10 protein-coding genes and 1 other RNA gene are annotated in these 14,301 nt (G+C 72.4%); 9 read left to right on the top strand and 2 right to left on the bottom strand.

Going from position 1 to position 14,301, the window contains the following annotated elements; genetic code table 11:
* Positions 1-47: 47 nt before the first annotated feature.
* Positions 48-4,028 carry an FHA domain-containing protein gene (locus tag ACZ5K7_RS05840; RefSeq protein WP_468910807.1) on the bottom strand — a complete coding sequence of 1,327 codons (3,981 nt, stop codon included), beginning with the start codon at positions 4,026-4,028 and terminating at the stop codon, positions 48-50.
* Positions 4,029-4,445: 417 nt separating this feature from the next.
* On the opposite strand from ACZ5K7_RS05840, the gene ACZ5K7_RS05835 reads away from it, so the two are divergent.
* From ACZ5K7_RS05835 to ACZ5K7_RS05820, 4 genes are all read left to right on the top strand, one after another.
* Positions 4,446-6,158 (top strand): serine/threonine-protein kinase, encoded by a 1,713-nt coding sequence (locus tag ACZ5K7_RS05835; protein ID WP_468910805.1) that lies wholly within the window; start codon positions 4,446-4,448, stop codon positions 6,156-6,158.
* Between the two features lie 111 nt (positions 6,159-6,269).
* The gene (locus ACZ5K7_RS05830) at positions 6,270-7,499 is read left to right on the top strand and encodes a serine/threonine-protein kinase (RefSeq protein ID WP_468910802.1); all 1,230 of its coding nucleotides are present in this window, start codon (positions 6,270-6,272) and stop codon (positions 7,497-7,499) included.
* Between the two features lie 123 nt (positions 7,500-7,622).
* Positions 7,623-8,729, top strand: a complete 1,107-nt coding sequence (gene prfB, locus ACZ5K7_RS05825; RefSeq protein WP_351701428.1) for a peptide chain release factor 2 — start codon at positions 7,623-7,625, stop codon at positions 8,727-8,729.
* Positions 8,730-9,052: 323 nt separating this feature from the next.
* Positions 9,053-9,688 carry a hypothetical protein gene (locus tag ACZ5K7_RS05820; RefSeq protein WP_450972445.1) on the top strand — a complete coding sequence of 212 codons (636 nt, stop codon included), beginning with the start codon at positions 9,053-9,055 and terminating at the stop codon, positions 9,686-9,688.
* Positions 9,689-9,787: 99 nt separating this feature from the next.
* Here ACZ5K7_RS05820 and ACZ5K7_RS05815 read toward each other — a convergent pair whose 3' ends face one another.
* Entirely contained in the window at positions 9,788-9,979 is a 192-nt protein-coding gene (locus tag ACZ5K7_RS05815) for a hypothetical protein (protein ID WP_351701422.1), read from the bottom strand.
* 247 nt (positions 9,980-10,226) lie between these two features.
* Between ACZ5K7_RS05815 and ftsE the strand changes: the two genes are divergently transcribed.
* The 5 genes from ftsE (at position 10,227) to ssrA (ending at position 14,259) form a co-directional block, all read left to right on the top strand.
* A complete protein-coding gene (gene ftsE / locus ACZ5K7_RS05810) occupies positions 10,227-10,916 on the top strand; it encodes a cell division ATP-binding protein FtsE (RefSeq protein ID WP_059203505.1) in 690 nt (229 codons plus the stop codon).
* 62 nt (positions 10,917-10,978) lie between these two features.
* Positions 10,979-11,896, top strand: a complete 918-nt coding sequence (ftsX, locus tag ACZ5K7_RS05805) for a permease-like cell division protein FtsX (RefSeq protein WP_351701419.1) — start codon at positions 10,979-10,981, stop codon at positions 11,894-11,896.
* A 68-nt stretch (positions 11,897-11,964) separates the two neighbouring features.
* On the top strand, positions 11,965-13,134 hold the full coding sequence (locus tag ACZ5K7_RS05800; protein ID WP_351701416.1) for a S41 family peptidase: 1,170 nt from the start codon (positions 11,965-11,967) through the stop codon (positions 13,132-13,134).
* Between the two features lie 93 nt (positions 13,135-13,227).
* Positions 13,228-13,770, top strand: a complete 543-nt coding sequence (gene smpB / locus ACZ5K7_RS05795) for an SsrA-binding protein SmpB (RefSeq protein WP_351701596.1) — start codon at positions 13,228-13,230, stop codon at positions 13,768-13,770.
* A gap of 101 nt (positions 13,771-13,871) precedes the next feature.
* Positions 13,872-14,259, top strand: a transfer-messenger RNA (tmRNA) gene (ssrA, locus tag ACZ5K7_RS05790).
* Positions 14,260-14,301: the final 42 nt, after the last annotated feature.

Here is a 14,301-nt window from a genome sequence, read left to right as displayed (position 1 = left end):
GGGGGATCGTGATCGCCTCGTGATCAGTGGCCGGGGGTCGCCGTGGCTCACAAAAGCGAAGGAACCTCCGCCGCCGAGACCTCGCGCGCCGCTCTCTCCACCGCGCTCGCCAGCAGCGCCAGGTCCGTCGGGCCGTTGCCCAGCTCCCGCACCGGGCGGCGGGTCGGGGGGTCGCCCATGCGGGGCCAGTCGAGGGGGACGACCGTGGGGCGCTGGGTCGCCGTGCGGGGAATGCGGCCGGTGACGCGGCCCGCCTGGAACGCCGTGATGTGGCCGTCCGGTGTGGTCAGGCGGCCGCGGCCCGGGGCCGGTTCGTCGGGGCCCGCGGCAGGTGGGTCCAGGGTGACGCGCAGGGTGGCCCGCCGGGCCGGTTCCGTCTCCGCCGTACGGCCGCCCGCCCCGGTGGCCGCGATCAGGTGGACCCCGAGCCGGTCGCCCTCCTTGGCCACCGCCTCCAGCGCCCGCATCACGGAGCCGGCGGCCGGCCGGCCCGGCGAACCGAGGGCGGGCGAGACCAGGGCGTCCAGATCGTCGACCACGACGACCAGGCGGGGCAACGGCGGTGGTGCCTCGGTGCGTTGACGGGCGGCGGCCCCGGCCGACGGGCGCAGCCGGATCGTGGAGCTCGGCGGTGCCTCTATGTCGGCGGCGCCCGACGCGGCGGGGCGGCCGCGCTGGGCGACGATACGGCCCGAGATCTCCCGCTGGGCGTGCCAGTCGGTGAAGTCGGAGCGGCCCAGCAGTTCGGCCCGCCGTTTCAGCTCGGCGCTCAGTGACTGTGCCAACTCCCGCATCCGGACCGGGTCGTTGACGGAGAGATGGGTGGTCACATGCGGTATGTCGGTGCATACCCGCAGGCCTTCGCCGAGTCCCGCGCCGGCACCGGTGCCGACGCCGTCGCGGCCGTCGATCAGGACGATCCCGAGCCGGTCGGGGCGGTCGGAGGCGGCCAGCGAGGCGACCATCGCCCGCAGCAGCTCCGTACGGCCGCTGCCGGGCGGGCCCTCGACCAGCAGATGCGGTCCCTCGGTCACCAGGTCGGCGCCGAGCGGGCCGCGCGGTCCGGCGCCGAGCACCGCCCGGGCCCGGCCGCCCAGCGACTCGGTGTCGTCGGCCGCGTCCGCCCAACGGGCCATCAGCGACGCCGGGGTGGCCCGCGCCAGCCCCAACTCGTCGAGCAGGCGTGCGGACTGGGGGAGCGGGGTGGTCACGCGCGTGTGCCGGTCGCCGGCCGGGCCGTCGGGGCGCAGCGGGGCCAGCGCTCTCGCGAACCGCTCGGCCCAGGCGGGGGAGACCGCGTCCACCGCGGCCAGGGTGCCGGGGCCGAGGGGGCCCGCCGCGTCGGTGCGGGCCACCCGCAGCAGATGCAGCGCCGTGGCCACGTCCCCGCTGAGCAGGGCCACGGCCCCGCACTCCCGGAACGTCGGCGTCACCGCGCACGCCGCCTCGTAGGTCTGGGTGACCGGCGAGGTGGGCGAGGTGGGCGCCGTCTCCGCCAGGCAGATCACATGCACTCCGGCACGCGGCCCGGCGACGGTCAGCCGCGCCACCGCGTCCCGCAGCGCCGAGCCGCCGGGATCGCCGTCCACGACGACGACCGTGTACGGCCCCGGGAAGCCGCCCCTGCCGTCGCCGTCGTCGGCGCCGAGGTCGTCGCGGGCCCAGGAGGGGCGGTGGGCGGCCTCGGCGGGCGGGGCGTCCGTGGTCGTACCGGCCAGGTTCGGGCGGTCGGCGGCGGTGGCCGGCCGTCGGGGTGCGCACAGGTCCTCCACTCTGCGCAGCAGTTCCTCCACGCGGGCGGCGGCCTGTTCGCGGTCGTAGGCGAGCAGAAGGCGGCAGTCCTGGCCGTGTCCGGGGCGGACGTGTGGAAGCCAGCCGAGCCAGGACCACTCGGCCGTGCGCTCCTCCAGGGAGCGGGCCCGGTCCGCGCTGATCAGCACGATCTCCAGCAGGTCGGGGGAGTGCAGCGTGGCGAGCTGCGCCAGTACGGCGCGGGCGAGACCGGCGAGGCGGGTGCGCGGGCCCGCGAGACCGAGGGCGCCGGCCTCGCGCAGGTCGGCGGTGACCGGCACGGCGGGGAGCAGCCCCGGTCCGTCGGGTGCCGGGCGGTCCGCGGTGCCGAGCCGGACCGTGAGCGTCTCCGGGTGGCCGGGGCCGCGCTCCCAGAGGCGGGGGCCGGGGCCGAGCGCGGTCAGCAGCAGGGCGGCGGGATCCGGCCAGGTCTCGGGCTGGGCGGGGGCGCCGGCCGACGCGGTGCCGCCGTCCTCGGCCGCGGGTTCGCCGTCGGCGGCCGACAGCACCTCGCCACGCCCGCCGGCCAGCCGCCGCGCCCAGGCCCCGAGCCCGCCACGCCTGCGGGCGCCGGGCAGGGCGGGGGCGTCGGTGCCGCGGAGGGGGGTGCCTTTGCGCTTCGCGGAGGGGGCGGGGCCGTCGGAGACGTCGTCGGCCGACGGGGCGCTGTCCGGGGAGGTCCGGTGGTGCGCCGCCGGGTCGGAGGTCGCGGGTCCGATGGCGCCGCTTCGGGAGCCAGGGCCGGACGCGGGCCCGGTCGGGCCGCTTCGGGGGCCGGGGCCGCCGAGAACTCCGGAGCGGCCGGCGTGGGTGTCGCCGGAGCGTTGCGTGGGGGCGGACCGGCCCGTGGCGGTGGCGCGGTCCGTGGTGGCGCGGTCCGCGGCGGCGGGGCGTTGTGGGTCACCGGTGCGTTGCGTGGTGGCGGAACCAGCGCGTGGGCCGGGCAGTCCGCCGCGGCTTCCGGCCGACGAAGGGTCGTATCCGCGTCCGCTCGGCGACGACTCGTACCCGCGCCCGGCGGAAAAGGGCGGTTCGTGCCCGGGTGCGGTCGCCGGGGCGCCGTCCCGGCGTCCGGACGGGGACGGTTCGTGCCCGGATCCGGCCGGCCGCGGTCCGTCTCCGCGTCCGGCCGACGAGGGGGGCTCGTGCCTGGGCCCGGCCGCCGGTGATCCGTCTCCGCGGCCGGCCGTCTGCGGTGCCTCCCCGTGCCCGGCGGCCGCGGGGAGCCCGCTGCCCTGCCCGGCTCCGGCCGGGGCCCCGCTTCCCCACCCGGCCTGCGGCGAGCCGCCGCCCTGGCCGGCCGTCGGCGCTCCACCCCGGCTCTCGATCCTCGGCGCTTCCCCCTGCGCGGGTACGACCGGTGACTCCGCCGGCCCGTGCTCCTGGCCCCCCGCCGCTCCGCCCGAGGCTCCCCAGCCCGCCGTGCCGTAGGCGTGATGGGTGGGGCCCGCGGGGCCGGTCGAGCGGTCGGCAGCCGTGACGCGCGCGGGGCTCGCGAAACCGCCGGCGTCCAGGCCGCCGCTCCCGTCGGCCGGGTCGCCCCCCTCCGCGCCCTCACCGCCGAGCAGCACCCGCACGCATCCGTCCCCGTCCGGTGCCGTGCCCACCCTGGCTCCCGGTCCTCCGGACGGCGTAAGCCGCAGGGCCGATTCCCCGATGCGCAGCAGCGCTCCCGGGGCGAGGCGGACCGGGCGGTCGGTGACGCGGGTGCCGTCCAGGTCCGTGCCGTTCGTGGAGTGCAGGTCGGCCACCGAGACGCGGCCGTCGGCGGCGACCGTGACCGCGCAGTGCAGCCGGGAGACGTCCGGGTCGTCGAGCGGGACGTCGGCGTCGGCGGAGCGGCCGATGGTGATCTGGCCGCCGTGCAGGAGGTGGACCCCGCCCGCGTCCGGGCCGGCGATCACGTGCAGCTGGGCCGGGGCGTCGTCCAGCTCGGGATGCGGCTCGGGGGCGGCGGGCGCGCCCAGGGACAGCACGGCGCCGTCGACCAGCGGGGGCTCGCCCAGGATGCGGCGGCGGGCGTCCAGCCGCTCCGCCCCGGCGTACAGGACGACGGGGGCGCCACTCGTCTCCCGGCCGCCCGGCCCGCCGTCACCGGTGACCGCCGAGGCCAGCGCGGAGGCCACCGCGGCCAGATCCGTGCCCGCGGGCGCCGTCACCAGCACGTCCCGGCTCACGGTCCGGCCCCGCTGCGCGGCAGGGCCCAGCGGGTCTACGACGGTCAGCCGGATCTGCATCGCCGTCAGCGGTCCCTTCTGCGCGGGCGCGGAATTCCCCCCACCGCCACGAGCACGTCGGCCAGTTCTGCTGTCGCACGCATCCTCGCACCTGCCACTGACAACGCGCCCACGACCCGATGGTAAGTGATCTTGATTGGTCAGCTCTGCCCCCAAAAGTGCCTGACCAATACCGCGCGGGCGATCACTTGAGATCGGTCACGTCCGGACCCGGCAACCGCCGGACCGAAGCGAGCGTCTTTCCATCGAACAACTACGGGAACGCCTACGTATGGGGATACGTCCGGAACACTTATCGGCCGCCTACGGTGCGGGGGAAAGCACAGCTGGACGACAGCCCGGTGCCAGGGACCACGGCACTACAGTGGGTCGGACACAAGAACCGGACACACCAGCAAGCGACAGGGAGCGGATGACGTGCGGCCGGTAGGCAGCAAGTACCTCCTGGAGGAGCCGCTCGGACGCGGCGCCACCGGTACCGTCTGGCGTGCCCGCCAGCGGGAGACCGCGGGCGCCGAGGCGGCCGTGCCCGGCCAGCCCGGGGAGACCGTCGCGATCAAGGTTCTCAAGGAAGAGCTCGCGAACGACCCTGACATCGTGATGCGGTTCCTGCGGGAGCGCTCCGTGCTGCTCCGGCTGACCCACCCGAACATCGTCCGGGTCCGCGACCTGGTCGTCGAGGGCGATCTGCTTGCCCTGGTCATGGACCTCGTCGAGGGCCCCGACCTGCACCGCTACCTGCGGGAGAACGGCCCCTTCTCGCCGGTCGCCGCCGCGCTGCTGACCGCCCAGATCGCCGACGCGCTCGCCGCCAGCCACGCCGACGGCGTCGTGCACCGCGACCTGAAGCCCGCCAACGTGCTGCTCCAGCAGTACAACGGCCAGATGCACCCGCTGCTGACCGACTTCGGCATCGCCCGCCTCGCCGACTCCCCGGGCCTGACCCGCACCCACGAGTTCGTCGGTACGCCCGCGTACATCGCGCCGGAGTCCGCCGAGGGCCGCCCGCAGACCTCCGCCGTCGACATCTACGGCGCCGGCATCCTGCTGTACGAGCTGGTCACCGGGCGCCCGCCGTTCTCCGGCGGCAGCGCCCTCGAAGTCCTCCACCAGCACCTCAGCGCCGAGCCGCGCCGCCCGTCCACCGTCCCCGACCCGCTGTGGACGGTCATAGAGCGCTGCCTGCGCAAGAACCCCGACGACCGGCCCAGCGCCGAGAACCTCGCCCGCGGCCTGCGCGTCGTCGCCGAGGGCGTCGGCGTGCACGCGAACTCCGCGCAGATCGCCGCCGCCGAGGGGGTGGGCGCGCTGCTGGCCCCCGACCCGGCGCCGGCGGCCGTACCGGGGTCGGCCGATCCCACGCAGGTACTGCCGAACACCGGCTCGTACGACCCGAACGCGGCGACCAGCGTGCTCCCGCACACCGGCGGCCCCGCCGGCGCCGCCGATCCGACCGCCGTGCTGCCGAACACCGGCGCCGCCGACCCGACGGCCGTCATGCCGCCGATGCCCCAGGGGCAGCCGGGCCAGCAGCAGCCGGAGCAGCCGCATCCCTGGCAGACCCAGCTCCGCGCGGCCCGCGACCGCAACGAGCAGACGCAGGTCCAGTACCTCGACCCGAACGAGGACCCGCTGCGCCGCCGCCCCCAGCGCCAGGTGGCCCGGCCGCAGCAGGCGCCGCCGCGCCAGGCCCCGCAGCAGCAGCCGGTACGCCGGCCGCAGCCGCGTGGACAGCAGGGCGGACCGCAGGGCGGGGGATACGGGCAGCAGGGTGGGTACGGCCAGCAGCAGCCCGCCGGGTACGGCCAGCAGCCGCAGCAGTACGCCCCGCCGCCGCAGCAGCCCCAGCGGCCGCAGCAGCGCTATGCGCCCCCGGCCGCCCCCGCCGAGCCGCAGCGTGCCCCGCGCGAGCCGCGGCAGCGCAGCGCCAACCCGATGAAGATCCCCGGGCTCGGCTGCCTCAAGGGCTGCCTCTTCATGGTCGTCATCCTGTTCGTCGCGGGCTGGCTGATCTGGGACCTGACCCCGCTGCACACGTGGGTCGGGGAGGGCAAGGGCTACTGGCACCAGCTGAAGGACTGGGCGAAGGCGGTCGGTGACTTCTTCGACAGCGTGGGCGGCAACAACTGACCGCGAGTCTGGGGATTTGTCGACACCTGGCGGGTGATTTCCGCCTCCGTGGTGAAGGTTGGCTCATCGGACGCGTACTTTTGTCGGCAACACGCGTCTGTAGGAGCAGCCTTGGCACGGAAGATCGGCAGCCGGTACACCGCCAACCAGATCCTGGGGCGGGGCAGCGCCGGCACGGTGTGGCTGGGCGAGGGGCCGGAAGGGCCCGTCGCCATCAAGCTGCTGCGCGAGGATCTCGCGTCCGACGAGGAGCTGGTGGGCCGCTTCGTGCAGGAGCGCACGGCCCTGCTGGGCCTTGAGCACCCGAACGTGGTGTCCGTCCGCGACCTCGTCGTCGACGGCAACGACCTCGCCCTCGTCATGGACCTGGTCCGCGGTACCGATCTGCGCACCCGCCTGGAGCGGGAGCGGCGCCTCGCGCCCGAGGCGGCCGTCGCGATCGTCGCGGACGTCGCGGACGGGCTGGCGGCGGCGCACGCGGCGGGCGTGGTCCACCGGGACGTGAAGCCGGAGAACGTCCTGCTCGACATGCAGGGCCCGCTCGGCCCCGGCGGAGCCCACCCCGCCCTGCTGACCGACTTCGGCGTGGCGAAGCTGATCGACTCCCCGAAGCGGACCCGCGCCACGAAGATCATCGGTACGCCGGACTACCTGGCGCCGGAGATCGTGGAGGGCCTGCCGCCCCGGGCGTCGGTGGACATCTACGCCCTGGCGACCGTTCTGTACGAGCTCCTCGCGGGCTTCACCCCGTTCGGCGGCGGCCACCCCGGGGCGGTCCTGCGCCGTCACGTCACGGAGACCGTCGTCCCCCTGCCCGGCATCCCCGAGGAGCTCTGGCAGCTGCTCGTGCAGTGCCTGGCGAAGGCACCGGCCTCCCGGCTGCGCGCGTCCGAGCTGGCGGCGCGGCTGCGGGAGCAGCTGCCGACGCTGGCGGGGATGCCGCCGCTGGACGTCGACGAGCCGGACACGGAGGCGTCGGAGGACGCCGCCGAGGAGACGGCCGCCGCTCCGGCCGCCGAGGAGCAGCGGGTACGGCGACGGGGGGCGGTCTCCCTGGTGCCGGGCGCGAAGCCGGACTCCAACCGGGACACGCACACGTCGATGAGGGTGCCGGGTCCCGACGAGCTGGCGGGCGGTGCGCGGGGCACGGCCAGGGTGCCGAGGGCGTCCGGGGCGCCGCGACCGGGCTCGGCCCGGCACAAGGCGGCGGCGCGGCGGCGCAGGGTGACACTGGGCGTGGCCGGGGTCGTGCTGGCGGCCGCGGTGGGCGTCGGCGCGTGGCTGGCCACCTCCGGCGACGACTCCCCGCCCCAGGACACCCACAGCACGTCGACCCCGTGACCCTCCGCCCGCCCGCCTGACCCGGCGACCCCGGGGCCCCGGACACCCCGCCCCACCAGGCCGGTGGGCCGGGCACCGGTGGCCGGGCGCTGTGCGCTTGGCGGAGCCGTTACGCTGGGAGGCGTGGCAGTCGTCGATGTATCCGAAGAGCTCAAGTCCCTCTCCTCGACCATGGAGTCGATCGAGGCCGTTCTGGACCTCGACAAGCTGAGGGCAGACATCGCCGTGCTCGAGGAGCAGGCGGCCGCGCCGTCCCTGTGGGACAACCCGGACGAGGCGCAGAAGATCACCAGCAAGCTCTCCCACCTCCAGGCCGAGGTCAGGAAGGCGGAGACGCTGCGCGGGCGGATCGACGATCTCGCGGTGCTGTTCGAGATGGCCGAGGAGGAGGACGACCCGGACACCCGCGCCGAGGCCGACTCCGAGCTCGCCGCCGTCAAGAAGGCGCTGGACGAGATGGAAGTGCGGACGCTGCTCAGCGGGGAGTACGACTCCCGCGAGGCGCTCGTGAACATCCGCGCCGAGGCCGGTGGCGTCGACGCCGCCGACTTCGCCGAGAAGCTGCAGCGGATGTACCTGCGCTGGGCGGAGCAGAAGGGTTACAAGACCGAGGTCTACGAGACGTCGTACGCGGAAGAGGCCGGCATCAAGTCGACCACCTTCGCCGTGCAGGTGCCGTACGCCTACGGGACGCTCTCGGTCGAGCAGGGCACCCACCGGCTGGTGCGGATCTCGCCCTACGACAACCAGGGGCGCCGCCAGACCTCCTTCGCCGGTGTGGAAGTCCTCCCCGTCGTCGAGACGACCGACCACATCGAGATCGACGAGTCCGAGCTGAGGGTGGACGTGTACCGGTCCTCCGGGCCCGGCGGCCAGGGCGTCAACACCACCGACTCCGCGGTGCGCCTCACCCACATCCCCACCGGCATCGTCGTCTCCTGCCAGAACGAGCGGTCGCAGATCCAGAACAAGGCGACCGCGATGAACGTCCTCCAGGCCAAGCTTCTGGAGCGGCGCCGGCAGGAGGAGCAGGCCAGGATGGACGCCCTCAAGGGCGACGGCGGCAACTCCTGGGGCAACCAGATGCGTTCGTACGTCCTGCACCCGTACCAGATGGTCAAGGACCTGCGCACGGACTACGAGGTCGGCAACCCCGAGGCCGTCTTCAACGGCGAGATCGACGGCTTCCTGGAGGCCGGAATTCGCTGGCGCAAGCAGCAGGAGAAGTAACTTTGTCGACTCGCCCACGGTGAGTCGGTCGATCCGGAACTGCCGCCCCTGGGGCGGCAGTTCTCGTATATCCGGGCTACGCCGGGGTTATGTCTGGGTTTTACGTCACACTCACAGGCTTCAACTCCCCGCATTCGGCGCGCAACTGGACATCGCGCCCGCAACGGCCTTGACGTTGCTTTGAAAAATGGGAAGGGTGAAGCGTGGCGTGCGTATCTTTGGGGCGCATGAGAACCGGGGGGCTTGCGCATCCGTAGCTATCTCCGTAGAGCACAGCCCCAGCGCCGCCAACCTGACATTCAGCTACTGGGGGTAGCAACCAGATGACCAAGAAGACACGGATCCGGGTCGCGCGGATAGCCGCCTGCGCCGTGATCGCCGCCGGTGCGTCGCTGACCGCCGCCGGCGCGGCCTCCGCCCTCTCCATCGGCGTCGAGGCCAACGAGGACGGCCTGACCGCCACCGTCAACACCGCTGCCGACGATCCGACCGAGGACCCCACCGGGATCCCGACCGACCCGGCCACCAGCGAGCCGCCGAGCAGTGAGCCGACGGACGTGCCCACCGAGCCGACCGATGTGCCCACCGAGCCCACGGACGAGCCCACCGAGCCGACCGATGAGCCCACCGAACCCACGGACGAGCCCACCGAGCCCACGGACGAGCCGACCAGCGACAACCCGACCGACGGCAGCGGCACGGGCAGCAGCGGCGGCAACAACACCGGCACCGACGGCAACTCGGGCACCTCCGCGCAGGAGGAGGGCTCCTCGGCCCTCACCGACACCGGTTCGGACACCTCGAACACCCAGGCCCAGGGTGGCGGCGACCAGCTCGCCGAGACCGGTGCCGCGCAGACGACCTTCCTCGTCGTCGGTGCCGCCACGATGATCGCCGGCGGTATCGGTTTCCGCATCCTGCCGCGCCTCATGAGCGGCCGCGGCGGCGCCACCGCCTGACGGTAGTCATCCGCTCACAGAGCGAATGCGTCACATACGGCGAAGGGCCCGGAGCGATGGCTCCGGGCCCTTCGGTCGCTTGTCGCAGGCTTCGCCGTGCTACGCGGTCTGATGCGCCAGCAGCGCCACCGCGGCGATCAGCACCGCCAGCAGCCCGATCAGCGCCATCGGGTTCAGCCCGCCGAGGAAGTTCTCCTGCTGAAGACGCTCGCGGTTGGCACGGCACACGGGGCACCGGCCTTCGCTCACGGGCGCCGCGCAGTTCGCGCACACCAACCGGTCGTACGTCATGCGCTCGCCCTCCTTGCACCGGCCATTACCTACACAACGCTCAGCGGAACGAGAACGTTCCCCCTCCACTGTGCCAGGTTCCCCCGGAAAGGGCGCGGCCGTCCGCAGACCTCGCCCCGGCGTTCCGGAAAGACTGCCCCGGAACAAAACCGCACAAGCCTCACCCAACCGTGACCGGCGCCTGCGCTTACTCACCCGACTCGCGTATGGTCACGCTCATCTACCCCCGGCGACCCGTGGTGCATCCGTGATCCGATTCGACAATGTCTCCAAGGTCTACCCCAAGCAGACCCACCCCGCACTCAGGGATGTCTCCCTGGAAGTGGAGAAGGGTGAGTTCGTCTTCCTCGTGGGATCCTCCGGCTCCGGAAAGTCCACCTTCCTGCGGCTGATCCTCCGCGAGGAGCGGTGCAGTCACGGCCAGGTGCACGTCCTGGGCAAGGACCTCGCCCGTCTCTCCAACTGGAAGGTGCCGCAGATGCGCCGCCAGCTCGGGACGGTCTTCCAGGACTTCCGTCTGCTGCCCAACAAGACGGTCGCCGAGAACGTGGCCTTCGCCCAGGAGGTCATCGGCAAGTCCAAGGGCGAGATCCGCAAGTCGGTGCCGCAGGTGCTCGACCTCGTCGGGCTCGGCGGCAAGGAGGACCGCAGACCGGGCGAACTCTCCGGTGGTGAGCAGCAGCGCGTGGCCATCGCGCGGGCCTTCGTCAACCGGCCCAAGCTGCTGATCGCCGACGAGCCGACCGGCAACCTCGACCCGCAGACCTCCGTCGGCATCATGAAGCTGCTCGACCGGATCAACCGGACGGGCACCACTGTGGTGATGGCGACGCACGACCAGAACATCGTGGACCAGATGCGCAAGCGCGTCATCGAGCTGGAGAAGGGCCGACTCGTCCGCGACCAGGCCCGCGGCGTCTACGGCTACCAGCACTGAAACCGATGCACACGTTCCCGACGCTTCACGCGCTCCACGACGGAAAGGCATAACCCGACGCCATGCGCGCCCAGTTCGTACTGTCGGAGATCGGAGTCGGTCTCCGCCGCAATCTGACGATGACCTTCGCGGTCGTCGTCTCGGTCGCCCTGTCCCTGGCGCTCTTCGGTGGCTCGCTCCTCATGAGCGACCAGGTCACCACCATGAAGGGCTACTGGTACGACAAGGTCAACGTCTCGATCTTCCTCTGCAACAAGAGCGATGCCGAGTCCGACCCCAACTGTGCCAAGGGCGCGGTCACCGACGACCAGAAGAAGCAGATCCAGGCCGACCTCAGCAAGATGTCGGTGGTCGAGAAGGTCACCTACGAGTCGCAGGACGACGCGTACAAGCACTACAAGGAGCAGTTCGGCGACTCCCCGCTGGCCGACTCCCTCACGCCGGACCAGATGCAGGAGTCGTACCGGATCAAGCTGAAGGACCCGCAGAAGTACCAGGTGGTCGCGACGGCGTTCGACGGCCGTGACGGTGTCCAGTCCGTTCAGGATCAAAAGGGCATTCTGGACAACCTCTTCGGACTGCTGAACGGTATGAACTGGGCGGCACGCGCGGTCATGGCGATGATGCTGATCGTCGCCCTGATGCTGATCGTCAACACGGTGCGCGTCTCCGCGTTCAGCCGTAGGCGCGAGACCGGCATCATGCGCCTGGTCGGCGCCTCCGGCTTCTACATCCAGGCCCCGTTCATCGCGGAGGCCGCCGTGGCCGGCCTGATCGGCGGCACGGTCGCCTGCGGATTCCTGGTGATCGCCCGCTACTTCATCATCGACCACGGCCTGGCCCTCTCCCAGAAGCTGAACCTGATCAACTTCATCGGCTGGGACGCGGTGTTGACCAAGCTCCCGCTCATCCTCGCAACGAGCCTCCTGATGCCCGCGCTTGCGGCGTTCTTCGCGCTGCGCAAGTACCTGAAGGTGTGACGCATGCCAAGAGGGCCGTACGGGCAACCGCCCGTGCGGCCCTCTTGCCTTGTCCTAGACTCACCGGCATGTCAGGCCGAGAGCTGTTCTGTCAGCCCCGCCGGGTTCGCCGGGGGGCGGCTCTGACGTTGGTGTTCGCAGGGCTGTTGGTGACCGGGGCGGCCACCGGGGCGTTTCCCGACCCGGGGCAGTCCGACCGGAAGACACCCACCGGAGCCGCCCGTGCGGCCGACCGGCACGAGGACGTCGCCAAGGCCGCCGCCGACGCGATGGCCGACGGCAAGTCCCCCATGGAGGCCGCCGAACGGGCCGTGAGCCGCAGCGGGGACCGGTGGGCCGCGGTCTACTCCGAGGGCGAGTACCAGGAGTTCGAGGAAGCGCTCGACGGCCAGTACACCGGTGTCGGCCTGTGGGCCCGGCGGGAGCGGGACGGCCGGATCGAGGTGACCAAGGTGCAGGCCGGGTCGCCCGCGGCCACCGCCGGCATCAGGAAGGGCGACCGGCTGCGCAGCGTCGACGGGGCGGACGTCGACGGGCGGCCCGTCACCGACGTCGTCTCGTTACTGCGCGGTGACGCCACCGACGCCCGCGCCGGCACGACCGTCACTCTCGGCCTCGAACGCGGCACGCACGCGTGGCGCGAGACCCTGCGCCGGGCGCTGCTGTCCACCGACTCGGTGACCGTCCGCAAGCTGTCCGCCGGTATCACCGTCATCAAGATCTCCGCCTTCACCAAGGGCTCGGGGGAGCTCGTCCGCGACGCCGTACGGCAGGCCCCCGCCGACGGCGGGATCGTGCTCGACCTGCGCGGCAACTCCGGCGGCCTGGTCAGCGAGGCCGTCACCGCCGCCTCCGCCTTCCTCGACGGCGGCCTGGTCGCCACCTACGACGTCGACGGCGCCCAGCGCGCCCTGCACGCCGACGCCGGCGGCGACACCGCGAGGCCCCTGGTCGCGCTCGTCGACGGCGGCACCATGAGCGCGGCCGAGATGCTCACCGGCGCCCTCCAGGACCGCGGCCGCGCGGTCGTCCTCGGCTCCCGCACCTTCGGCAAGGGCTCCATCCAGATGCCCACCCGGCTCCCCGACGGCTCGGTCGCCGAACTCACCGTCGGCCACTACCGCACCCCCTCGGGCCACACCGTCGACGGCCGGGGCATCACCCCCGACCTGGAGGTGGGCTCCGGGGCGCTGGAGCGGGCCGAGACGGTCCTCAGCGGCCTGGGCGACCCGTCGTAGCCCGGCGCAGGAGCCCCTGCGGGACCCGCCGCTAATCCGCTTCCCTCGCACCCCCTCCGTAGTGCGAAAATGGAGGGCACTATGGCCAAGGGAATGTACGTACCGAAAGAGTCCCAGCAGAAGCAGCAGGGGACGGCCGCCAAAGCCAGGGACGGCGAGAAGGGCGGCAAGCGCAAGATCGTCGCGCAGAACAAGAAGGCGCGGCACGACTACGCGATCATCGACACCTACGAGGCCGGCATCGTCCTGTCCGGCACCGAGGTGAAGTCGCTCCGCCAGGGCCGTACCTCGCTGACCGACGGCTTCGTGCAGATCGACGGGAACGAGGCGTGGCTGCACAACGCCCACATCCCCGAGTACAGCCAGGGCACCTGGACCAACCACTCGGTGCGCCGTAAGCGCAAGCTGCTGCTGCACCGGGAGGAGATCGACAAGCTGGAGGCCAAGTCCCAGGAGACGGGCCACACGATCGTGCCCCTCGCCATCTACTTCAAGGACGGCCGCGCGAAGGCGGAGATCGCCCTGGCGCGAGGCAAGAAGGAGTACGACAAGCGGCAGACCCTGCGCGAGCAGCAGGACCGCCGGGAGTCGGACCGGGCGATCGCGGCGGCGAAGCGGAAGCAGCGGGGCCAGTAGGGCGAAGCCGCCGGGAATACGGTGGCATCGGCGTGCGTTGGTCACGTACGATGGCACCAACACCAGGGGAAGCCCGGGTGTGCGCATTGAAAAATCAACATGGGGATGATCGGTTTCGACAGCGGATGTTGAAACAGGGGAAGCGTGTCGAGGAAGCGGCAATGATCTCGTAAACCATATGTCGCAACCAATAATCGCCAATTCCAAGAGCGATTCCCGCGCCTTCGCCCTCGCTGCCTAATAAGCAGTGAGTGAAGGCCCTTAACGGGTGTCAGCCCGGGGATGTTCCCGACCCGGACCCTGGCATAATCTAGGGGACTAAACCATTGCGCCCGGTCACGGGGTGCGATGGGAAATCAAACAGTGACTGGGCCCGTCGGCGACTTGTTCGCGTGATCGCCGGGGCCGAGAAAATCACAGCGAACTGCACACGGAGAAGCCCTGCTTTTGCACCGTTGGACGCGGGTTCGATTCCCGCCATCTCCACAGTCTCCATGTTGCGAGGGCCCGGTGGTCTAAGACCACCGGGCC

It is taken from the genome of Streptomyces sp. NPDC031497 (assembly GCF_055580905.1).
The sequence above is the reverse complement of the archived record's forward strand: the minus strand, read 5'-3'. Positions and strand labels throughout refer to the sequence as shown.

Bases quoted from the DNA above. Each gene is read 5' to 3' on its own strand.
- ACZ5K7_RS05840 (WP_468910807.1), bottom strand. From the start codon at position 4,028: ATGCAGATCCGGCTGACCGTCGTAGACCCGCTGGGCCCTGCCGCGCAG.
- ACZ5K7_RS05820 (WP_450972445.1), top strand. From the start codon at position 9,053: ATGACCAAGAAGACACGGATCCGGGTCGCGCGGATAGCCGCCTGCGCC.
- ACZ5K7_RS05815 (WP_351701422.1), bottom strand. From the start codon at position 9,979: ATGACGTACGACCGGTTGGTGTGCGCGAACTGCGCGGCGCCCGTGAGC.
- ftsX (WP_351701419.1), top strand. From the start codon at position 10,979: ATGCGCGCCCAGTTCGTACTGTCGGAGATCGGAGTCGGTCTCCGCCGC.
- ACZ5K7_RS05800 (WP_351701416.1), top strand. From the start codon at position 11,965: ATGTCAGGCCGAGAGCTGTTCTGTCAGCCCCGCCGGGTTCGCCGGGGG.
- smpB (WP_351701596.1), top strand. From the start codon at position 13,228: ATGTACGTACCGAAAGAGTCCCAGCAGAAGCAGCAGGGGACGGCCGCC.